At 57.5% G+C, this 21816-nt stretch carries 19 protein-coding genes; 15 read left to right on the top strand and 4 right to left on the bottom strand.

What is annotated here, in order from left to right; all coding sequences use genetic code 11:
- The first annotated feature begins 48 nt into the window (after positions 1-48).
- The 4 genes from glyQ to ACMDB8_RS27940 all read left to right on the top strand — a co-directional run bounded on the left by glyQ (position 49) and on the right by ACMDB8_RS27940 (position 4460).
- Positions 49-1002 carry a glycine--tRNA ligase subunit alpha gene (glyQ, locus tag ACMDB8_RS27955; RefSeq protein ID WP_003187265.1) on the top strand — a complete coding sequence of 318 codons (954 nt, stop codon included), beginning with the start codon at positions 49-51 and terminating at the stop codon, positions 1000-1002.
- Positions 999-3053 (top strand): glycine--tRNA ligase subunit beta, encoded by a 2055-nt coding sequence (glyS, locus tag ACMDB8_RS27950; RefSeq protein WP_008045717.1) that lies wholly within the window; start codon positions 999-1001, stop codon positions 3051-3053. Before glyQ ends, glyS begins: the two co-directional genes overlap by 4 nt.
- A gap of 4 nt (positions 3054-3057) precedes the next feature.
- Positions 3058-3597 carry a D-glycero-beta-D-manno-heptose 1,7-bisphosphate 7-phosphatase gene (gene gmhB, locus ACMDB8_RS27945; protein WP_177336487.1) on the top strand — a complete coding sequence of 180 codons (540 nt, stop codon included), beginning with the start codon at positions 3058-3060 and terminating at the stop codon, positions 3595-3597.
- Between the two features lie 83 nt (positions 3598-3680).
- Entirely contained in the window at positions 3681-4460 is a 780-nt protein-coding gene (locus ACMDB8_RS27940) for a lysophospholipid acyltransferase family protein (RefSeq protein WP_056726768.1), read from the top strand.
- A gap of 393 nt (positions 4461-4853) precedes the next feature.
- On the opposite strand, the gene gyrB is transcribed toward ACMDB8_RS27940, so the two are convergent.
- Genes gyrB through dnaA form a run of 4 tightly spaced genes read right to left on the bottom strand, consistent with a single transcriptional unit; the run spans position 4854 to position 11064 of the window.
- Entirely contained in the window at positions 4854-7271 is a 2418-nt protein-coding gene (gyrB, locus tag ACMDB8_RS27935) for a DNA topoisomerase (ATP-hydrolyzing) subunit B (RefSeq protein WP_056727026.1), read from the bottom strand.
- 5 nt (positions 7272-7276) lie between these two features.
- Positions 7277-8380, bottom strand: a complete 1104-nt coding sequence (recF, locus tag ACMDB8_RS27930; protein ID WP_056726769.1) for a DNA replication/repair protein RecF — start codon at positions 8378-8380, stop codon at positions 7277-7279.
- Between the two features lie 20 nt (positions 8381-8400).
- Positions 8401-9504 (bottom strand): DNA polymerase III subunit beta, encoded by a 1104-nt coding sequence (gene dnaN / locus ACMDB8_RS27925; RefSeq protein WP_007969885.1) that lies wholly within the window; start codon positions 9502-9504, stop codon positions 8401-8403.
- Between the two features lie 39 nt (positions 9505-9543).
- Positions 9544-11064 (bottom strand): chromosomal replication initiator protein DnaA, encoded by a 1521-nt coding sequence (gene dnaA / locus ACMDB8_RS27920; protein ID WP_056726770.1) that lies wholly within the window; start codon positions 11062-11064, stop codon positions 9544-9546.
- 566 nt (positions 11065-11630) lie between these two features.
- Between dnaA and rpmH the strand changes: the two genes are divergently transcribed.
- The 11 genes from rpmH to atpB all read left to right on the top strand — a co-directional run bounded on the left by rpmH (position 11631) and on the right by atpB (position 21783).
- Complete coding sequence (gene rpmH, locus ACMDB8_RS27915) at positions 11631-11765, top strand: 50S ribosomal protein L34 (protein WP_003213577.1); 135 nt, start codon at positions 11631-11633, stop codon at positions 11763-11765.
- A gap of 16 nt (positions 11766-11781) precedes the next feature.
- Complete coding sequence (rnpA, locus tag ACMDB8_RS27910) at positions 11782-12183, top strand: ribonuclease P protein component (protein ID WP_056727027.1); 402 nt, start codon at positions 11782-11784, stop codon at positions 12181-12183.
- Positions 12176-12421, top strand: coding sequence for a membrane protein insertion efficiency factor YidD (gene yidD, locus ACMDB8_RS27905; RefSeq protein WP_010207715.1), 246 nt, complete (start codon positions 12176-12178; stop codon positions 12419-12421). The genes rnpA and yidD overlap by 8 nt, the downstream gene beginning before the upstream one ends.
- A 2-nt stretch (positions 12422-12423) precedes the next feature.
- On the top strand, positions 12424-14103 hold the full coding sequence (gene yidC / locus ACMDB8_RS27900) for a membrane protein insertase YidC (protein ID WP_056726771.1): 1680 nt from the start codon (positions 12424-12426) through the stop codon (positions 14101-14103).
- A gap of 79 nt (positions 14104-14182) precedes the next feature.
- Complete coding sequence (gene mnmE, locus ACMDB8_RS27895) at positions 14183-15553, top strand: tRNA uridine-5-carboxymethylaminomethyl(34) synthesis GTPase MnmE (RefSeq protein WP_056726772.1); 1371 nt, start codon at positions 14183-14185, stop codon at positions 15551-15553.
- Positions 15554-16103: 550 nt separating this feature from the next.
- The gene (gene mnmG / locus ACMDB8_RS27890) at positions 16104-18002 is read left to right on the top strand and encodes a tRNA uridine-5-carboxymethylaminomethyl(34) synthesis enzyme MnmG (protein ID WP_056726773.1); all 1899 of its coding nucleotides are present in this window, start codon (positions 16104-16106) and stop codon (positions 18000-18002) included.
- Positions 17999-18643 carry a 16S rRNA (guanine(527)-N(7))-methyltransferase RsmG gene (gene rsmG, locus ACMDB8_RS27885; protein ID WP_007969895.1) on the top strand — a complete coding sequence of 215 codons (645 nt, stop codon included), beginning with the start codon at positions 17999-18001 and terminating at the stop codon, positions 18641-18643. The genes mnmG and rsmG overlap by 4 nt, the downstream gene beginning before the upstream one ends.
- Positions 18644-18661: 18 nt before the next feature.
- Positions 18662-19459, top strand: a complete 798-nt coding sequence (locus ACMDB8_RS27880) for a ParA family protein (protein ID WP_056726774.1) — start codon at positions 18662-18664, stop codon at positions 19457-19459.
- Positions 19460-19468: 9 nt separating this feature from the next.
- Positions 19469-20341 carry a ParB/RepB/Spo0J family partition protein gene (locus tag ACMDB8_RS27875; protein ID WP_056726775.1) on the top strand — a complete coding sequence of 291 codons (873 nt, stop codon included), beginning with the start codon at positions 19469-19471 and terminating at the stop codon, positions 20339-20341.
- Positions 20342-20489: 148 nt separating this feature from the next.
- Positions 20490-20897, top strand: coding sequence for a F0F1 ATP synthase subunit I (locus ACMDB8_RS27870; protein WP_008045685.1), 408 nt, complete (start codon positions 20490-20492; stop codon positions 20895-20897).
- Positions 20898-20913: 16 nt separating this feature from the next.
- Positions 20914-21783 carry a F0F1 ATP synthase subunit A gene (gene atpB / locus ACMDB8_RS27865; RefSeq protein ID WP_056726776.1) on the top strand — a complete coding sequence of 290 codons (870 nt, stop codon included), beginning with the start codon at positions 20914-20916 and terminating at the stop codon, positions 21781-21783.
- Positions 21784-21816: the final 33 nt, after the last annotated feature.

Raw genomic sequence — 21816 nt, 5'->3', positions numbered from 1 at the left:
GGTATACTCCCGCTCTTTAAATCGCAGCCCAAGAAACAGGTGAATTTCGTGAGCCAGCCTACGCCAGCCGTGCGTACCTTCCAAGACTTGATCCTCGCCCTCCAGCAATACTGGGCCGAGCAAGGTTGTGTGGTACTTCAGCCCTACGATATGGAAGTAGGCGCCGGCACTTTCCACACCGCAACGTTCCTGCGCGCCATCGGCCCGGAAACCTGGAACGCTGCCTACGTGCAGCCAAGCCGTCGTCCGACTGACGGCCGCTACGGCGAAAACCCGAACCGTCTGCAGCACTACTACCAGTTCCAGGTGGTCCTCAAGCCGAACCCGGACAACTTCCAGGAACTGTACCTGGGCTCCCTCAAGCACGTCGGCCTGGACCCGCTGGTCCACGACATCCGCTTCGTCGAAGACAACTGGGAATCGCCGACCCTCGGCGCCTGGGGTCTGGGCTGGGAAGTCTGGCTCAACGGCATGGAAGTGACCCAATTCACCTACTTCCAGCAAGCGGGTGGCATCGAGTGCTACCCGGTGACCGGTGAGATCACCTACGGTCTCGAGCGTCTGGCCATGTACCTGCAAGGCGTGGACTCGGTCTACGACCTGGTCTGGGCTGACGGTCCGTTCGGCAAAGTGACCTACGGCGACGTGTTCCACCAGAACGAAGTGGAGCAGTCCACTTACAACTTCGAACACGCCAACGTCGACAAGCTGTTCGAACTGTTCGATTTCTACGAAAGCGAAGCCAAGCGCCTGATCGAACTCGACCAGCCGCTGCCGTTGCCGAGCTACGAAATGGTGTTGAAGGCTTCCCATACCTTCAACCTGCTGGATGCGCGCCGGGCGATTTCCGTGACTGCGCGTCAGCAATACATCCTGCGTGTACGCACCCTGGCGCGTTCCGTTGCGCAAGCCTACCTGCTGGCTCGTGCCAAGCTGGGCTTCCCGATGGCGACCCCGGACCTGCGTGATGAAGTACTGGCCAAGCTGGAGGCTGCACAATGAGTGCTCTGGATTTTCTGGTTGAACTGGGCACTGAAGAACTGCCACCCAAAGCCCTGAACACCCTGGCCGAGGCATTCCTCGCCGGTATCGACAAGGGCCTGCAAGCTGCCGGCCTGAACTACGAGAGCAAAACCGTTTATGCCGCCCCGCGCCGCCTGGCCGTGCTGATCACCGCACTGGCTACCCAGCAGCCGGATCGCAGCATCAACCTCGACGGCCCCCCACGTCAGGCCGCGTTCGATGCCGAAGGCAACCCGACCCAAGCGGCACTGGGCTTTGCCAAGAAGTGCGGCGTCGACCTGAGCGAAATCGATCAGAGCGGCCCGAAACTGCGCTACAGCCAGAGCATCGCCGGCAAGGCGACCGCAAGCCTGCTGCCGACCATCGTCGAAGATTCCCTGAACGACCTGCCGATCCCGAAACGCATGCGTTGGGGTGCGCGCAAGGAAGAGTTCGTTCGTCCGACCCAGTGGTTGGTGATGCTGCTCGGTGACCAGGTCATCGATTGCACCATCCTCGCCCAGAAGGCCGGCCGCGACTCCCGTGGCCACCGCTTCCATCACCCGGAAAACGTGCGCATCGGTTCGCCGTCCAGCTACCTGGCCGACCTGCGTGCCGCCTACGTTCTGGCCGACGCCAACGAGCGTCGCGAGATCATCAGCAAGCGCACCGAAGAGCTGGCCACCCGTCAGGAAGGCACGGCAATCGTTCCGCCAGCCCTGCTCGATGAAGTGACCGCGCTGGTCGAATGGCCAGTGCCGCTGGTGTGCTCGTTCGAGGAGCGCTTCCTCGACGTGCCGCAGGAAGCCCTGATCACCACCATGCAGGACAACCAGAAGTACTTCTGCCTGCTGGACGCCGACGGCAAGTTGCTGCCACGTTTCATTACCGTGGCCAACATCGAGAGCAAAGACCCACAGCAGATCATCGCCGGTAACGAGAAAGTGGTTCGTCCACGCCTGACCGACGCCGAGTTCTTCTTCAAGCAAGACAAGAAGCAGAAGCTCGAAGACTTCAACCTGCGCCTGCAGAACGTGGTGTTCCAGGAAAAACTCGGCAGCGTCTACGACAAGGCCGAACGTGTTTCCAAACTCGCCGCTTACATCGCAGCGCGCATTGGCGGCAACGCTTCGTGGGCTGCTCGTGCGGGCCTGCTGTCCAAGTGCGACCTGTCGACCGAGATGGTCGGCGAGTTCCCGGAGATGCAAGGTGTCGCCGGTTACTACTACGCCCTCAACGATGGCGAGCCGGAAGATGTCGCACTGGCCCTGAACGAGCAGTACATGCCGCGCGGTGCCGGCGCTGAACTGCCTAGCACCCTGACCGGTGCGGCCGTGGCCATCGCCGACAAGCTCGACACCCTCGTGGGTATCTTCGGTATCGGCATGCTGCCGACCGGCAGCAAAGACCCGTACGCCCTGCGCCGTGCCGCACTGGGCGTGTTGCGTATCCTGATCGAGAAGCAACTGGATCTGGACCTGAACGACGCCGTGGCCTTCGCTGTGAATGCATTCGGTACCAAGGTCAAGGCAGCCGGCCTGAACGAATCGGTACTTGAGTTCATCTTCGACCGCCTGCGTGCCCGCTACGAAGACGAAGGTGTCGATGTCGCGACCTACCTGTCTGTACGTGCCCTGAAGCCAGGCTCGGCCCTGGACTTCGACCAGCGCGTGCAAGCGGTACAGGCCTTCCGCAAACTGCCGGAAGCCGCCGCCCTGGCCGCCGTGAACAAGCGCGTGTCGAACTTGCTGAGCAAGGTCGAAGGCTCCGTTCCGACAGTCGTGGAGGCCAAGTACTTCGACAACGCCAACGAGTTCTCCCTGTACTCGGCGATCCAGCAGGCTGACCAGGCTGTACAGCCAATGGCCGCCTCGCGTCAGTACAGCGAATCCCTGGCACGCCTGGCTGCACTGCGCGAGCCGGTGGATGCGTTCTTCGAAGCTGTGATGGTCAACGCGGAGGACGCAAAAGTCCGCGCCAACCGTTATGCGTTGCTGGCGCGTCTGCGTGGGTTGTTCCTCGGCGTCGCCGACATTTCGCTGCTGGGCTGAGGGATTGCTGTTGAAACTGCTGATTCTCGATCGGGACGGAGTGATCAATTACGACTCCGACGCTTACATCAAGTCGGTGGAGGAGTGGATTCCACTCCCCGGTTCGATCGAAGCCATCGCGCAGTTGAGCAAGGCCGGCTGGACGGTAGCGGTCGCTACCAACCAGTCGGGTATCGCTCGCGGCTATTACGACCTCGCCACCCTGGATGCCATGCACGAGCGCTTGCGCGCGCTGGTGGCGGAGCAGGGCGGTGAAGTCGGCCTGATCGTCTATTGCCCGCACGGGCCGGACGAAGGCTGCGATTGCCGCAAGCCGAAACCCGGGATGCTGAAAACCATCGCCGCTCATTACAACGTGTCGCTGACCAATCTCTGGTTCGTCGGCGACAGCCTTGGTGACCTGGAAGCCGCCAAAGCCGTCGATTCACAGCCAGTTTTGGTAAAGACCGGGAAAGGCGAAAAGACTCAGGGCTTGACCCTTCCGGTTGGCACATTGATTTTTGACGATCTGGCGGCGATTGCCGCAGAACTTATCCACAATTAGAGTGCTTCTGAATTTCCTGGCAAAGGATTGATCAGGAGTGCGCTTTATACAGGCGGGTATTGCCCGCAACGGTAAACGTCACCATGTCGATATTGCAGGCCATCAGAACCTTCCTCTTTTACCTGCTGCTGGGCACCAGCTCCTTGCTGTGGTGCAGCCTGAGTTTTTTTATCGCGCCGTTTCTGCCATTCAAGGCACGTTATCGCTTCATCAACGTGTACTGGTGCCGCTGCGCCTTGTGGCTGAGCAAAGTGTTTTTGGGCATTCGCTACGAAGTGAAGGGGGCCGAGAACGTACCTGAACGGCCTTGCGTCATTCAGTCGAATCACCAGAGCACGTGGGAGACGTTCTTTCTCTCTGCCTACTTCTCGCCGCTGAGCCAGGTGCTCAAGCGTGAATTGCTCTATGTGCCGTTCTTCGGTTGGGCCATGGCCATGCTGCGACCGATCGCCATCGATCGCGACAACCCGAAAGCCGCACTCAAGCATGTGGCGCAAAAGGGTGATGAGTTGCTCAAGGACAATGTCTGGGTGCTGATCTTCCCCGAAGGCACGCGCGTTCCTTTCGGCACCGTTGGAAAGTTCTCGCGCGGTGGCAGCGCCTTGGCGGTCAACGCCGAATTGCCGGTGCTGCCAATTGCGCACAACGCAGGCAAGTTCTGGCCGAAAACCGGTTGGGTGAAGAAGCAGGGCGTCATCACTGTGATCATTGGCGAGCCGATGTATGCCGCAGGCACCGGACCGCGAGCCATCGCTGAATTGAACGACCGGGTCCAGGCGTGGAACGAGCAGATGCAACGGGAAATGGGCTCGCTACCACCGGCTCCGCAAGCGCCGGTTTCAAACGATCAGGTGGCTGTCTGAGATTCTGTGGATAACCTGTGTACCGTTTCATTGAAAACCGTCGTTTTTTGTATGTAACCTTATGATTTTTTTACATATTTTTTTGAATGATAAAAACCATAAAAACGTGCATAAGTTTTTTTTGGACGTAAAAAAACCGGCTGATATAGCCGGTTTTTTTATGCCTGGAACAAACACTGGCTGTCGACCTGACGGGGCGGCCTGGATCACCCGGTTTCATTCTGCAAACAGCGGAATTTGCAGCCTGAATGTCTATCCCACCGAACTTAATCCGACACTCGATTCGCCCACAGATCGTGAGACAGGAGCCGCAACGGGACCGCGCGTTGCTCCGGCGAGACAATAAAAAAGGCCAACGCAATGCGTTGGCCTTTTCGTTGGTATCGACCGGGATCAGAAATCCAGGTTGGACACCGCCAAAGCGTTGCTCTCGATGAAGTCACGACGTGGTTCGACCGCATCACCCATCAGGGTGTTGAAGATCTGGTCCGCGCCAATGGCGTCTTCGATGGTCACTTTGAGCATCCGGCGCTGGCTTGGGTCCATGGTGGTTTCCCACAGCTGATCCGGGTTCATTTCGCCCAGACCTTTGTATCGCTGGATGGTGTGACGCTTGGTGCTTTCAGCCATCAGCCATTCAAGGGCTTCCTTGAACTCGGTCACCGGCTTCTTGCGCTCGCCACGCTGGATGTACGCGCCGTCGTCCAGCAGGGTGCTCAGTTGAGCGCCTAGCGAAACGACAGTCTTGTAATCGTTACTGCCGAAGAAGTCGCGGTTGAAGGTGACGTAGTTCGACAGGCCGTGGGAGATCAGTTCGACCTCTGGCAGCCACACACCACGCTCACGGTCTTCACGCAGGCTGGCCTTGTAGACCAGACCCGACTTCTCGACGGTGCGCAGACGCACTTCGTACTGGGCCAGCCAATCTTGCATCGCTGCGTGATCGGACAGTTGCTCCATGCTCACCGCTGGCAGGTAGATGAAGTGCTCGGTCAGCTCCTGTGGGTACAGGCGCGACAGACGCTTGAGGGTCTTCATCACCAGACGGAAGTCATTCACCAGGCGCTCGAGGGCTTCGCCGGAGATACCCGGTGCATCCTCGTTCAGGTGCAGGCTCGCATCTTCCAGAGCCGACTGCGTCATGTACTCTTCCATGGCGTCGTCGTCTTTGATGTATTGCTCTTGCTTGCCTTTCTTGACCTTGTACAGCGGTGGCTGAGCGATGTAGATGTAGCCGCGTTCGATCAGCTCCGGCAACTGACGGAAGAAGAAGGTCAGCAGCAGGGTACGGATGTGCGAACCGTCGACGTCAGCATCGGTCATGATGATGATGTTGTGGTAACGCAGCTTGTCGATGTTGTACTCGTCGCGGCCGATGCCGCAGCCCAGCGCGGTGATCAAGGTGCCTACTTCTTGCGAAGAGATCATCTTGTCAAAACGCGCCTTCTCGACGTTCAGGATCTTGCCCTTCAGCGGCAGGATGGCCTGGGTCCGACGGTTACGTCCCTGCTTGGCGGAGCCGCCAGCAGAGTCACCTTCCACGAGGTACAGTTCGGAAAGGGCAGGGTCTTTTTCCTGACAGTCAGCCAGTTTACCCGGCAGGCCGGCGATATCCAGCGCGCCTTTACGACGGGTCATTTCACGGGCTTTACGCGCCGCTTCACGAGCACGTGCCGCATCGATCATCTTGCCGACGACCAGCTTGGCTTCGTTCGGGTTTTCCAGCAGGAAGTCGGAGAAGTACTTGCCCATTTCCTGTTCGACCGCGGTCTTCACTTCGGAAGAAACCAGCTTGTCTTTGGTCTGGGAACTGAACTTCGGATCCGGTACTTTCACCGAAATGATCGCGGTCAGGCCTTCACGGGCATCGTCACCGGTGGTCGCGACTTTGTGCTTCTTCGCCAGACCTTCGGCTTCGATATAGGTATTCAGGTTACGCGTCAGTGCGGAACGGAAACCCACCAGGTGAGTACCGCCATCGCGCTGTGGAATGTTGTTGGTGAAACACAACAGGTTCTCGTTGAAGCTGTCGTTCCACTGCAAGGCGATTTCCACGCCGATGCCGTCTTCGCGCTGAATATTGAAGTGAAACACCTGGTTGACCGCAGTCTTGTTGGTGTTCAGGTATTCAACGAACGCTCGCAGGCCGCCTTCGTACTTGAACAACTCTTCCTTGCCGCTGCGCTCATCCTTGAGGACGATGCCGACACCGGAGTTGAGGAAGGACAGTTCACGAATCCGCTTGGCCAGGATGTCCCAGCTGAAGTGGATGTTCTTGAACGTCTCGGCCGATGGCTTGAAGTGAATCTGGGTGCCGGTGGTTTCACTCTCACCAACGATTTTCATCGGTTCTTGTGGAACACCGTGGACGTAAGTCTGTTCCCAGATTTTGCCGCTGCGGCGCACCGTAAGAACAAGCTCTTTGGACAGTGCGTTCACTACCGACACACCTACACCGTGCAGGCCACCGGATACTTTGTAGGAGTTGTCGTCGAACTTACCGCCGGCATGCAGTACGGTCATGATGACCTCGGCTGCCGAAACACCTTCTTCTTTGTGCACGTCTACCGGGATGCCACGACCGTTGTCACGAACGGTTATGGACTCATCCGGGTGAATGATGATGCTGATGTCGTCGCAGTGGCCGGCGAGAGCTTCGTCGATCGAGTTATCGACCACTTCGAACACCATGTGGTGCAGACCGCTGCCATCGTCGGTGTCACCAATGTACATACCGGGACGTTTGCGTACGGCATCCAGGCCTTTCAGCACTTTAATGCTCGTTGAGTCGTACGTATTTTCTTCGCTCAATGCCTTCACTCCCGATGGTCGTGGGTCTGGGTGATACGGCCCTGTTCCACGTGGAACAGAGCGACTGGCGTTTCCGTCTGCCAGCCTTCCCTCAATAATTCGTGATCTACACAGGTGATAAAGACCTGGCAGCGTAAGTCTTCCAACAAGCGGCAAAGCGCGCGACGGTGGTGCTCGTCCAGTTCGGACGGCAAGTCATCCACCAGATAAATACACTGACCGCGTCGAGCCTGGCTGACCAAGTGACCTTGGGCAATCCGCAATGCGCAAACCACCAACTTCTGCTGGCCACGGGACAAGATGTCCGCAGCGTTATGCGCGCCCAGTCTGAGCCGCAAATCAGCACGTTGTGGTCCGGCCTGGGTATGCCCCATTTGCTGGTCCCGCTGAAGAGACCCGGCGAGCACAGTACTCAGTTCACGGTCCTTGTCCCAGCCGCGGTAATAGCTGAGCGTCAAGCCTTCAAGCTCAACCAGATCGCTCAAGGTTTGTTCAAAGACTGGTTTCAAGGCTTTGATATAAGCGCGGCGGTATTCATCAATTTCAGCGCTGGCCTGGCACAGTTCCCTGTCCCAAACCGCTTGCGAAACGGCGTCAAGTGTACCATGCCGAAGCCAAGAGTTTCTCTGGCGCAGGGCCTTCTGCAAGCGCTGCCAGGTTGACATGAAGCGCGGTTCCACGTGGAACACCCCCCAGTCAAGAAACTGCCGGCGAATCTTCGGTGCACCTTCCAGCAATCGAAAACTGTCCGGATTGATCAGCTGCAGTGGCAGGATCTCGGCCAGTTGCGCGGCGCTGCGAGCATTCTGCCCATCGATACGGATCTGGAATTCGCCCTGTCGATCCCGTGATATGCCCAAGGCGCTATGCCCACCCTCCGCTAGCTCAACCTGGCCAAAGACCGTGCATGCCAGTTGTTCATATTGAATGACCGGCAACAGACGGGTGCTGCGAAACGAACGGGCAAGCCCCAGCAGATGGATGGCTTCCAGAACACTGGTTTTGCCGCTGCCGTTGGCGCCGTAAAGAATATTGATGCGGGGGGAGGGGGAGAAGGTCACCGGGTGCAGATTGCGCACCGCGGTGACCGAGACGCGACTTAAGGACATCTAGCTTCTGCTGGGCATGATTACAGACGCATCGGCATGACAACGTAGGCCGAGTCGTCGTTATCCGATTCCTGTACCAGCGCACTGCTGTTGGAGTCGGACAGGATCAGGCGAACCTGCTCGGTGGTCATCACGCCCAGTACGTCAAGCAGGTAGCTCACGTTAAAGCCGATTTCCAGGGAGCCGCCGTTGTATTCAACGCCCACTTCTTCTTCCGCTTCTTCCTGTTCCGGGTTGTTCGCCTGGATCTTCAGCTGACCGCTGGCCAGTTGCAGACGGATACCACGGTACTTCTCGTTGGACAGAATCGCGGTACGGCTGAACGCTTCGCGCAGAGCCTGACGATCGCCAAGTACCAGCTTGTCGCCGCCTTTAGGCAGAACACGCTCGTAGTCCGGGAATTTGCCGTCGACCAGTTTCGAGGTGAAGGTGAACTCACCAGTGGTGGCGCGGATGTGGTGCTGACCCAGTACGATGCTGACATTGCCGTCCGGCTCGGTGAGCAGGCGTGCCAGTTCGAGGATACCTTTGCGTGGCACGATGACTTGATGACGATCCGGCTGACCGATATCGGCCTGCATCGAGCACATGGCCAGCCGGTGACCGTCGGTGGCCACGGCGCGGATCACACCAGCGGAGACTTCCAGCAGCATGCCGTTGAGGTAGTAGCGCACGTCCTGCTGGGCCATGGCGAAGCTGGTGCGTTCGATCAAACGACGCAGCTTGCTTTGCTCCAGGCTGCAGGTCAGCGAACCCGGGCCTTCTTCCACGGTAGGGAAGTCGTTGGCCGGCAGTGTCGACAGGGTGAAGCGGCTACGGCCAGCCTTGACCACAAGCTTTTGCTCGTCGACCTTGATGTCGATCAGCGCATCGTTCGGCAGGCTTTTGCAGATGTCCATCAGCTTGCGCGCCGGTACGGTGATGGAGCCCGGATCCGCCGGCTCTTCGAGTTGAACACGACCAACCAGCTCGACTTCCAGGTCGGTACCGGTCAGCGACAATTGCTGGCCTTCGACAACCAGCAGCACGTTGGAAAGTACCGGCAAGGTCTGTCGGCGTTCGACGACGCCTGCGACCAGTTGCAGGGGTTTCAACAGGGCTTCGCGTTGAATGGTGAAATGCATGGTCTAGTCCCTTGCCTTAATAAGCTGCGCTGGTGTTCATCAAGTGGTCAGCGTACGCAGCAGGTTCTTGTAGTCCTCGCGGATGTCCGCGTCGGATTCCTTAAGTTCGTTGATCTTGCGGCACGCGTGCAAGACCGTTGTATGGTCGCGACCGCCAAACACATCGCCGATTTCCGGCAAGCTGTGGTTGGTCAGTTCCTTGGACAACGCCATGGCGACCTGACGCGGACGAGCGACCGAACGCGAACGGCGTTTGGACAGCAAGTCGGAGATCTTGATCTTGTAGTACTCGGCGACAGTGCGCTGAATGTTATCCACAGAAACCAGTTTATCCTGCAACGCCAACAAGTCTTTAAGGGATTCGCGAATCAGCTCGATGGTGATGTCGCGCCCCATGAAGTGCGAGTGGGCGATCACACGCTTGAGCGCGCCTTCCAGCTCACGGACGTTGGAGCGAATGCGCTGGGCAATGAAGAACGCGGCATCGTGAGGCAGCTCGACTTTGGCCTGATCGGCCTTCTTCATCAGGATCGCCACGCGGGTTTCCAGCTCCGGCGGCTCGACCGCTACGGTCAGGCCCCAGCCAAAACGGGATTTGAGGCGTTCTTCAAGGCCTTCGATTTCCTTCGGGTAGCGGTCACTGGTGAGAATGACCTGCTGGCCACCTTCGAGCAGGGCGTTGAAGGTGTGGAAAAACTCTTCCTGGGAACGTTCCTTGCGGGCGAAGAACTGAATGTCATCGATCAGCAACGCATCCACCGAACGGTAGAAGCGCTTGAATTCGTTGATCGCGTTCAGTTGCAGGGCCTTGACCATGTCCGCCACGAAACGCTCGGAATGCAGGTACACCACCTTGGCATTCGGGTTCTTCTTTAACAGATGGTTACCCACTGCATGCATCAAGTGGGTTTTACCCAGGCCGACGCCACCATAAAGGAAGAGTGGGTTGTAACCGTGCTTGGGGTTGTCTGCCACCTGCCAGGCGGCGGCGCGCGCCAACTGGTTGGATTTACCTTCAACGAAATTCTCAAAGGTAAAGGTGCGGTTCAGGTAACTGGTGTGCTTGAGCGCACCTTCGACCTGCACCGTACGTTGCTCGGCGCGCACAGGTGCCTGTTGCGAACTGGCACCGGCCATCGGGTCGAAGCTGTCACGTGAAGGTTCTTCTTCGGTGACCTCGGCCACTTTTTGCGTCGCACGCTTGGTCGACGCGGCGGCAGGTGCCGGCGACGGACTGGCGGGCGCTTGAGCAGCCTGGGCCTGGGAAGCCGCGGCAGCCAGGGGAGCATTGGGCGCGGCACGGGGTGCCGAACTGCGTTTGCTGCCTATTAATAAGGAAAGCGCTGGCGCCATGCCATTGCCGTGCTCATCGAGCAATTCGAGAACACGCCCCAGGTATTTTTCGTTGACCCAGTCCAAAACAAAACGATTGGGCGCATAGACACGCAACTCGTCGCCTTCGGCTTCGACCTGTAGTGGACGGATCCAAGTGTTGAATTGTTGGGCAGGCAGCTCATCGCGCAAAAGCTCCACGCACTGCTGCCAAAGTTCCACTGACACGGATATCCCCTAAGTTGAAAGCCGGTGAGGCAAAAACAAGCGGCCATTGTAGCGACCAGACGCCGACTTATCCACACGAAGGTGGTTCATCGACCAAGAAGAATCACCCTTTCATACGCAAAAAAGGCGACCAGTGGTCTGTGCATAAGCTCTGTGGATAACCGGGGTTAAGGTCGTTGCACAAGTGGGGGCGAAACTCGGTGGATAACCACCCTGTGGATAAAGCCTGCTTTCACACACAGGTTATCCGACAGCGCAGCACAGGCTGAACACTGTTTTCCACTGTAGTTGTCATTCTCTGTACAGCAGGTAAAACAAGGGTTGAATTGAGTTATCCACAGAAGGGTGCGGGCCTAGCTTTTATAAGCTTTACAGAAAAGCTTTAAATACTTTCCTTTCTTATTTTTATATCTACGTAAGGGGCAAGCGCCGAAAAACCTCTGGAGATCTATTTATAAGGAAACGCTGGTTGGAAATTGACCTGAAGGCTTGCTTTCTCTAGAATCCCCGGTCTCTTAAAACGGGGGCCATTCCGGCCCGTTGTGGACGAACCAGGTAACACGACAATGAAACGTACTTTCCAACCAAGCACTATCAAACGCGCTCGTACCCACGGTTTCCGTGCTCGCATGGCTACCAAGAACGGTCGTGCCGTCCTGTCGCGTCGTCGCGCCAAAGGTCGTGCGCGTCTGGCAGTTTGATAATCCGGCACTGGAGGTGAGTCAGGACTTCAGTCGGGAAAAGCGTCTGCTTACCCCCCGGCAATTCAAGGCAGTCTTTGACTCCCCTACCGGCAAGGTTCCGGGGAAAAATCTCCTGCTCCTTGCGCGCAACAACGATCTTGATCACCCCCGTCTCGGGTTGGTTATCGGGAAAAAGAGCGTAAAGCTCTCCGTCGAGCGCAATCGCCTCAAACGTCTGATGCGCGAATCGTTTCGCCTGAACCAGGATTCACTGGTCGGCTGGGACATTGTTATCGTCGCGCGCAAAGGTTTGGGCGACGTAGAAAACCCCGAATTGATTCAGCATTTCGGCAAACTCTGGAAGCGTCTGGCTCGCAGTTCGCCGGTACCAGCAGTCAAAACCGAAACTGTAGGGGTAGACAGTCCAGATGCGTAAACTGGCACTCGTTCCGATCCAGTTTTACCGCTATGCCATTAGTCCTCTGATGGCCAGTCACTGTCGTTTCTACCCCAGTTGTTCCTGCTACGCGTTAGAAGCCATCGAAAATCATGGCCTTCTTCGCGGTGGCTGGCTGACCTTTCGTCGTTTAGGTCGCTGTCATCCGTGGAATCCCGGTGGTTATGACCCGGTTCCACCTATCCCTACCTCCCGTTCTTCTTCGATGGCCGAGTAATCATGGATATCAAACGCACGATCCTGATCGTCGCCCTGGCAATCGTGTCCTACGTTATGGTTCTTAAATGGAACCAGGACTATGGTCAGGCTGCCTTGCCGACTCAGAATGTTGCCTCCAGTACGACTGCACCGGGCCTGCCGGAAACGGCAACTGGCTCCAACGCTTCCGCCAGTGACGACATTCCACGTGCTGCAAGCGACACCAGCGCACCTGCCGAAACTCCGGTGGCTGTGAGCAAGGACCTCATCCAGATCAAAACGGATGTACTGGACCTGGCTATCGACCCACAAGGCGGCGATGTTGCCCAGTTGACCCTGCCGCTGTATCCGCGTCGTCAGGATCACCCGGAAATTCCGTTCCAGCTGTTCGATAACGGCGGCGAACGTACTTATCTGGCGCAAAGCGGTCTGATCGGCACCAACGGTCCGGATGCAAATCCGGCCGGTCGTCCGGTTTATTCCTCGGAGAAGAAGGTTTATCAACTGGCTGACGGTCAGGACCAAATGGTCGTAGACCTGAAGTTCAGTAAGGACGGCGTCAACTACATCAAGCGTTTCACCGTGAAACGTGGCTTGTATGACGTAACCGTTTCCTACCTGATCGACAACCAGAGCGCCCAGCCCTGGACCGGTGCGATGTTTGCCCAGTTGAAGCGCGACGCCAGCGCCGATCCTTCGTCGACCACGGCTACCGGCACCGCGACCTACCTGGGCGCCGCCCTGTGGACAAGTTCCGAGCCGTACAAGAAAGTGTCCATGAAGGACATGGACAAGGCGCCGCTCAAAGAAACCGTCACTGGCGGTTGGGTTGCCTGGTTGCAGCACTACTTCGTGACCGCATGGATTCCGGCCAAGGGCGAAAACAATGTCGTCCAGACCCGTAAAGACAGCAAAGGCAACTACATCATCGGCTATACCGGCCCATCGATGAGTGTTGCACCGGGTGCCAAGGCCGAGACCAGCGCTGTTCTGTACGCCGGTCCGAAAAGCCAGGCCGTGCTCAAAGAGTTGTCCCCAGGTCTGGAACTGACGGTCGACTACGGCATTCTGTGGTTCATCGCCCAACCGATCTTCTGGTTGTTGCAACACATCCACGCCATTGTGGGTAACTGGGGCTGGTCGATCATCTTCCTGACCATGCTGATCAAAGGGATCTTCTTCCCGCTGTCGGCTGCCAGCTACAAATCCATGGCGCGCATGCGTGCAGTGGCACCGAAACTGGCTGCACTGAAAGAGCAACATGGCGATGACCGGCAGAAAATGTCGCAAGCCATGATGGAGCTGTACAAGAAAGAGAAGATCAATCCGCTGGGTGGTTGCTTGCCAATCCTCGTGCAGATGCCGGTTTTCCTCTCGCTGTACTGGGTTCTGCTGGAAAGCGTCGAGATGCGTCAGGCTCCGTTCATGCTGTGGATTACTGACCTGTCGATCAAGGATCCGTTCTTCATTCTGCCGATCATCATGGGTGCAACCATGTTCATCCAGCAGCAGCTGAACCCGACTCCTCCGGATCCGATGCAGGCCAAGGTGATGAAGCTGATGCCGATCATCTTCACCTTCTTCTTCCTGTGGTTCCCGGCCGGTCTGGTGCTGTACTGGGTAGTGAACAACTGCCTGTCGATCGCCCAACAGTGGTACATCACACGTAAGATCGAAGCAGCCGCTAAAGCAGCTGCCTGATTTACACTGTGGATAACCACTCAAAACGCCCCCTAGTGGGGCGTTTTGCTATCTGTCACTTTTGTCTGGATACCGGTTTATGAGCGTTCCTCGCGAAACCATCGCAGCCGTCGCCACCGCTCAAGGTCGAGGCGGTGTAGGCATCGTGCGTATTTCCGGGCCGTTGGCCAGCGTTGCGGCCAAGGCCTTCAGCGGTCGCGAGCTCAAGCCGCGATTTGCTCACTACGGTCCGTTTTTCAGTGAAAACGACGAGGTGCTGGACCAGGGCATTGCCTTGTATTTCCCCGGCCCGAACTCGTTCACAGGCGAAGATGTGCTGGAGCTGCAAGGCCATGGTGGTCCGATCGTTCTGGATATGCTGCTCAAGCGTTGCCTGGAACTGGGTTGCCGTCTCGCCCGGCCGGGAGAATTCAGTGAGCGCGCCTTCCTCAACGACAAACTGGACCTCGCCCAGGCCGAGGCCATTGCCGACCTGATTGAAGCCAGTTCTGCCCAGGCTGCGCGAAACGCGTTGCGCTCACTGCAGGGTGCTTTCTCGTCGCGTGTGCATAACCTCACCGAGCAATTGATCGGCCTGCGCATCTATGTCGAAGCGGCCATCGATTTTCCGGAAGAGGAAATCGACTTCCTTGCCGATGGCCACGTCCTGAGCATGCTCGACAAGGTTCGCGACGAGTTATCCACCGTCATCCGCGAAGCCGGGCAGGGCGCCTTGCTGCGTGACGGCATGACAGTGGTCATTGCCGGCCGTCCGAATGCCGGTAAATCCAGTCTGCTCAATACCCTGGCTGGGCGTGAAGCGGCGATCGTGACCGAAATTGCCGGCACCACCCGTGACGTGCTCCGTGAACATATCCACATCGATGGCATGCCGCTGCACGTGGTGGATACCGCCGGCCTGCGCGATACCGATGATCATGTGGAAAAAATCGGCGTCGAGCGTGCCTTGAAAGCCATCGGCGAAGCGGATCGGGTACTGCTGGTGGTCGATGCCACGGCCCCGGAAGCCCTCGATCCTTTCGCACTCTGGCCGGAGTTTCTCGAAACCCGTCCCGATCCCGCGAAAGTCACCCTGATCCGCAACAAGGCCGACCTTACGGGCGAAGCCATTGCCCTGGAGGTCAGCGCGGACGGCCATGTCACCATCAGCCTGAGCGCCAAGTCTGGTGGTGTCGGGCTGGACCTGCTGCGCGAACACCTCAAGGCCTGCATGGGCTATGAACAAACGTCCGAAAGCAGCTTCAGCGCTCGCCGGCGACACCTTGAGGCGCTACGTCATGCCAGTGCAGCCCTCGAGCATGGCCGCGCTCAATTGACCCTGGCCGGCGCTGGCGAGTTACTGGCCGAGGATTTGCGCCAGGCTCAGCAGTCGCTGGGTGAAATCACTGGTGCTTTCAGCTCCGATGATCTGCTGGGGCGAATTTTCTCCAGCTTCTGTATCGGTAAGTAGCCCACCTGTTACTCACAGACAGGCCATTCGTGCCTGTCTGTTCTCTCCATTTCTGAAAAAAACCTCCAGTGCCGAGCGGACTTTGTCTGCTTTAGCGCAATTCCTGTACCCGAATTTCGAGCAAACGGCACTTTTCTGTGGATTAAGCCCTGTGAATAACCGTGGCTAAGGTCAGTTGATAACAGGGCCTGAAAACTGAACATAACCACCTCTGTGGATAACCACCTCTTTCATCCACAGGCTTACACCGGTTATCCAAGGGCCTCATTGGCACATGAACACAGGGTTTTGAATCTCTGTACACATTGAAAATAAAGGCCTGTATCAATCTATCCACAGAAATGAGGGTGCATAGAAATAAACATAAAAGCAAAGATTTAATAAATTTCTTTCTTTTTAATTTCTATAACTCCGACTTTTCCACAGCTGGTTAAATTTTGTGCAAAGGGTTCTTTAGGAAGGGCGAAGTCCCTATACTTGTCGACCAGGTCCAAAAACCTGAGCTCAAACTATTCCTGAATTACCTACTTAAGCAGGCACGAGGTGCGTGGTGGATTTCCCTTCCCGTTTTGAAGTGATCGTCATCGGCGGCGGTCATGCCGGTACCGAGGCAGCACTGGCCTCAGCACGTATGGGGGTTAAAACCCTGTTGCTGACGCATAACGTGGAAACCCTCGGTGCCATGAGTTGCAACCCTGCCATTGGCGGGATCGGCAAAAGCCACCTGGTCAAGGAAATCGACGCCCTCGGCGGTGCGATGGCCATGGCTACCGATAAAGGCGGTATCCAGTTTCGCGTGTTGAACAGCCGCAAAGGCCCGGCCGTGCGAGCAACCCGCGCGCAGGCAGACCGGGTTCTGTACAAGGCAGCTGTCCGCGAAATCCTGGAGAACCAGCCGAACCTGTGGATATTTCAACAAGCCGCTGACGACCTGATCGTCGAGCAGGAACAAGTCCGTGGTGTTGTCACGCAAATGGGTCTGCGTTTCCTCGCCGATTCCGTGGTGTTGACCACCGGCACGTTCCTCGGTGGACTTATCCACATCGGTTTGCAGAATTTTTCCGGCGGTCGCGCCGGTGATCCGCCATCGATCGCGCTGGCTCACCGTCTGCGTGAACTGCCATTGCGTGTGGGTCGTTTGAAAACCGGTACTCCGCCGCGTATCGACGGCCGGTCTGTGGATTTCTCGGTGATGTCCGAGCAACCGGGTGATACGCCGATCCCGGTGATGTCGTTCATGGGGTCCAAAGAACAGCATCCGAAGCAAGTCAGCTGCTGGATTACCCACACCAATGCCCGCACCCACGAAATCATTGCCGCGAACCTCGACCGTTCGCCGATGTATTCCGCTGCCGGCGAGATCGAAGGGATCGGCCCGCGTTATTGCCCGTCGATCGAAGACAAGATCCATCGCTTTGCCGACAAGGAAAGCCATCAGGTGTTTATCGAACCGGAAGGTTTGACCACTCATGAGCTGTATCCGAACGGGATATCCACAAGCTTGCCGTTCGACGTGCAATTGCAGATCGTGCAATCGATCCGCGGCATGGAAAACGCGCACATCGTGCGTCCGGGCTACGCGATCGAGTACGACTACTTCGATCCACGTGACTTGAAGTACAGCCTGGAAACCAAAGTCATCGGCGGTCTGTTCTTTGCCGGGCAAATCAACGGCACCACCGGTTACGAAGAAGCCGGTGCCCAGGGTTTGCTGGCCGGGACCAACGCTGCGCTGCGTGCGCAAGGCAAAGAGGCCTGGTGCCCGCGTCGCGACGAGGCCTATATCGGCGTGTTAGTCGACGACCTGATTACCCTTGGTACCCAAGAGCCGTACCGGATGTTCACGTCCCGCGCCGAATATCGCTTGATCCTGCGCGAAGACAACGCCGACCTGCGCCTGACCGAAAAAGGCCGCGAACTGGGTCTGGTGGATGACTTGCGCTGGGCAGCTTTCTGCAAAAAACGCGAAAGCATCGAACTGGAAGAGCAGCGCCTGAAAAGCACCTGGGTACGCCCCGGCACCGAACAGGGCGATGCCATTGCCGAAAAATTCGGCACGCCACTGACTCACGAATACAACCTGCTCAATCTCTTGAGTCGTCCGGAAATCGACTACGCTGGTCTGATCGCCGTGACCGGTGGCGGCGCAGAAGATCCACAGGTTGCCGAGCAGGTCGAAATCAAGACCAAGTACGCCGGCTACATCGATCGTCAACAGGACGAAATCGCCCGCTTGCGCGCCAGCGAAGACACCAAACTGCCTGTGGATATCGATTACACGAATATTTCCGGTCTCTCCAAGGAGATCCAGAGCAAGCTCGGCGCGACCCGTCCAGAAACCTTGGGCCAGGCCTCGCGTATCCCGGGCGTTACGCCGGCAGCCATTTCGCTGTTGATGATTCATTTGAAAAAACGCGGCGCGGGCCGTCAGTTGGAGCAAAGCGCTTGAGTTCGTTGGTCACTTCGCAACACGCAGAAGAGTTATCCACAGGTGCTCGCCAACTCGGTGTCACGCTGACAGAAACCCAGCACGCACAGTTGCTGGGTTACCTGGCCCTGTTGATCAAGTGGAACAAGGCTTACAACCTCACCGCCGTGCGTGATCCGGACGAAATGGTTTCCCGTCATTTGCTCGATAGCCTGAGCGTGATGTCGTTCATCGAAAACGGTCGCTGGCTCGACGTCGGCAGTGGCGGCGGCATGCCTGGCATTCCGCTGGCGATCCTGTTTCCCGAGTCCCAGGTGACCTGCCTGGACAGCAACGGCAAGAAAACCCGCTTCCTGACCCAGGTCAAACTCGAACTCAAACTGGATAACCTGCAAGTTATCCACAGTCGCGTCGAAGCATTCCAGCCTGCCCAACCGTTCAACGGGATCATTTCCCGGGCGTTCAGCAGCATGGAGAACTTCAGCAACTGGACTCGCCACCTCGGCGATAGCGAAACACGCTGGCTGGCAATGAAGGGCGTTCATCCGGCCGATGAGCTGGTAGCATTGCCGGCAGACTTCCACCTCGATAGCGAACACGCCCTGGCCGTACCTGGTTGCCAAGGCCAACGCCATCTGCTGATACTGCGCCGCACGGCATGATTGGGAACACAAGCAAGAATGGCTAAGGTATTCGCGATTGCGAACCAAAAGGGTGGCGTGGGCAAAACCACCACCTGCATCAACCTCGCAGCATCCCTGGTCGCGACCAAGCGCCGGGTGCTGTTGATCGATCTTGATCCACAGGGCAACGCCACCATGGGTAGCGGTGTGGATAAACATGGCCTGGAAAACTCGGTCTACGACCTGCTGATCGGAGAATGTGACCTGGCCCAGGCCATGCACTTCTCCGAGCATGGTGGTTACCAGCTGTTGCCGGCCAACCGCGACCTCACCGCGGCCGAAGTGGTTCTGCTGGAAATGCAGATGAAGGAAAGCCGTCTGCGCAGCGCGCTGGCGCCGATCCGGGAAAACTACGATTACATTCTGATCGACTGCCCGCCATCGCTGTCGATGCTGACCTTGAACGCACTGGTTGCCGCCGACGGGGTCATTATCCCCATGCAGTGCGAGTACTTCGCACTTGAAGGCTTGAGCGATCTTGTGGATAACATCAAGCGTATCTCTGAACTGCTGAACCCGAACCTCAAGGTCGAAGGCCTGCTGCGTACGATGTACGACCCGCGCCTGAGCCTGATGAACGATGTCTCGGCGCAGCTCAAGGAACACTTCGGCGAGCAGCTCTACGACACCGTCATTCCGCGCAACATCCGTCTGGCTGAAGCGCCAAGCTACGGCATGCCGGCGCTGGCGTACGACAAAACATCGCGAGGCGCCGTTGCCTACCTGGCATTGGCGGGCGAAATGGTTCGTCGTCAACGCAAAAACTCACGCATCGCCGCTGCTCAGGCAACTTAAGGAATCCCCATGGCCGTCAAGAAACGAGGTCTCGGACGTGGACTGGATGCTCTGTTGAGTGGTCCGACTGTCAGCTCGCTGGAAGAACAAGCGGCGCAAGCCGATCTGCGTGAGCTGCAGCACCTTCCCCTTGATCTGCTCCAGCGCGGCAAGTACCAGCCGCGTCGTGACATGGATCCGCAGGCGCTCGAAGAGCTGGCGCAGTCGATCAAGGCCCAGGGCGTCATGCAGCCTATCGTGGTTCGCCCGATCGGCGGCGGCCGCTTCGAGATCATCGCCGGCGAACGTCGCTGGCGCGCCAGCCAGCAGGCCGGGCAGGAAACGATCCCGGCGATGGTTCGCGATGTACCCGATGAAACCGCGATCGCCATCGCGCTGATCGAGAACATCCAGCGCGAAGACCTGAATCCGATTGAAGAAGCGGTGGCCCTGCAGCGTTTGCAGCAGGAGTTCCAGCTGACCCAGCAACAGGTGGCCGAGGCCGTGGGCAAGTCGCGGGTGACCGTGGCCAACCTGTTGCGCCTGATTTCCCTGCCGGAAGTCATCAAGACCATGTTGTCCCACGGCGACCTGGAAATGGGTCATGCCCGTGCTTTGCTCGGTTTACCGGAAATTCAACAGGTTGAAGGGGCGCGACATGTTGTCGCACGCGGGCTGACCGTGCGCCAGACAGAGGCACTGGTTCGCCAGTGGTTGAGTGGTAAACCGGAGCCTGTGGAAGCGGCAAAACCGGACCCGGATATTGCTCGTCTCGAACAGCGCCTGGCCGAGCGCCTAGGCTCTGCGGTGCAGATCCGCCACGGTAAGAAGGGTAAAGGGCAGTTGGTGATTGGCTACAACTCACTGGATGAGCTTCAAGGCGTACTTGCACATATCCGCTGAAACATTTCCTCATGTAGCGCGCAGTCGGAAATCACTACCTGACAGTTGAATAGGGGCAGAACCGCCCCTATACTCTGCGCGCATTTTGTCGGCACAAATTATGCCAAGTTATTGAATTTCGGCAGCCGACCATTGGAGAGTAAAAGTGATGGAAACCCGCACGCCAAACCGCCTGCCCTTCCATCGCCTGGCAGTTTTTCCGGTGTTAATGGCTCAATTTGTCGTATTGCTGATTGCCGCTTTGGCGCTTTGGTACCGATATGGAGTCGTTGCCGGGTACTCGGGACTCTGCGGAGGCCTGATAGCCTTGCTACCCAATGTTTATTTCGCTCACAGGGCATTTCGGTTTTCCGGCGCTCGAGCGGCCCAGTCCATCGTCCGGTCTTTTTATGCCGGCGAGGCAGGCAAACTGATTTTGACGGCAGTGCTGTTTGCACTGGTGTTTGCAGGTGTGAAGCCACTGGCGCCGATTGCAGTATTCGGTGCCTTCGTGCTGACTCAGTCAGTCAGCTGGTTCGCTCCCCTGCTGATGAGAACAAGACTTTCGAGACCTTAGGGCGTTTGAGGCAACCATGGCAGAAACAACCGCTTCGGGCTATATCCAGCACCACTTGCAGAACCTGACCTTCGGTCAGCTCCCAAACGGCGGCTGGGGCTTTGCCCACACCGCAGCAGAAGCCAAGGAAATGGGCTTCTGGGCTTTCCACGTCGATACTCTCGGCTGGTCGGTCGCATTGGGTCTGATCTTCGTTCTTCTTTTCCGCATGGCGGCAAAGAAAGCGACTTCCGGTCAGCCAGGTGCTTTGCAGAACTTCGTTGAAGTATTGGTCGAATTCGTCGATGGCAGCGTGAAAGACAGCTTCCATGGCCGTAGCCCGGTGATTGCACCGCTGGCACTGACCATCTTCGTCTGGGTGTTCCTGATGAACGCCGTCGACCTGGTACCGGTCGACTGGATTCCTCAGCTGGCCATCCTGATCTCCGGTGATGCGCACATCCCGTTCCGCGCCGTGTCGACCACCGACCCGAACGCGACCCTGGGCATGGCTATCTCGGTCTTCGCACTGATCATTTTCTACAGCATCAAGGTCAAGGGCATCGGCGGCTTCATCGGCGAACTGACCCTGCACCCGTTCGGCAGCAAGAACATTTTCGTTCAGGCCCTGCTGATCCCGGTGAACTTCCTGCTGGAATTCGTGACCCTGATCGCCAAGCCGATCTCCCTGGCTCTGCGTCTGTTCGGCAACATGTACGCCGGTGAGCTGGTCTTCATTCTGATTGCTGTGATGTTCGGCAGCGGTCTGCTCTGGCTTAGTGGCCTGGGCGTTGTTCTGCAGTGGGCGTGGGCTGTGTTCCACATCCTGATCATCACCCTGCAGGCGTTCATCTTCATGATGTTGACCATCGTTTACCTGTCGATGGCACACGAAGAAAACCATTAAGACCAGTCTCGACTAGTCTGATGTCCTTCCCGG

It is taken from the genome of Pseudomonas monachiensis, assembly GCF_047345015.1.
GTDB lineage: Bacteria > Pseudomonadota > Gammaproteobacteria > Pseudomonadales > Pseudomonadaceae > Aquipseudomonas > Aquipseudomonas monachiensis.
Note: the sequence above shows the minus strand (reverse complement) of the source record. Positions and strands in the feature narration are given on the sequence as shown.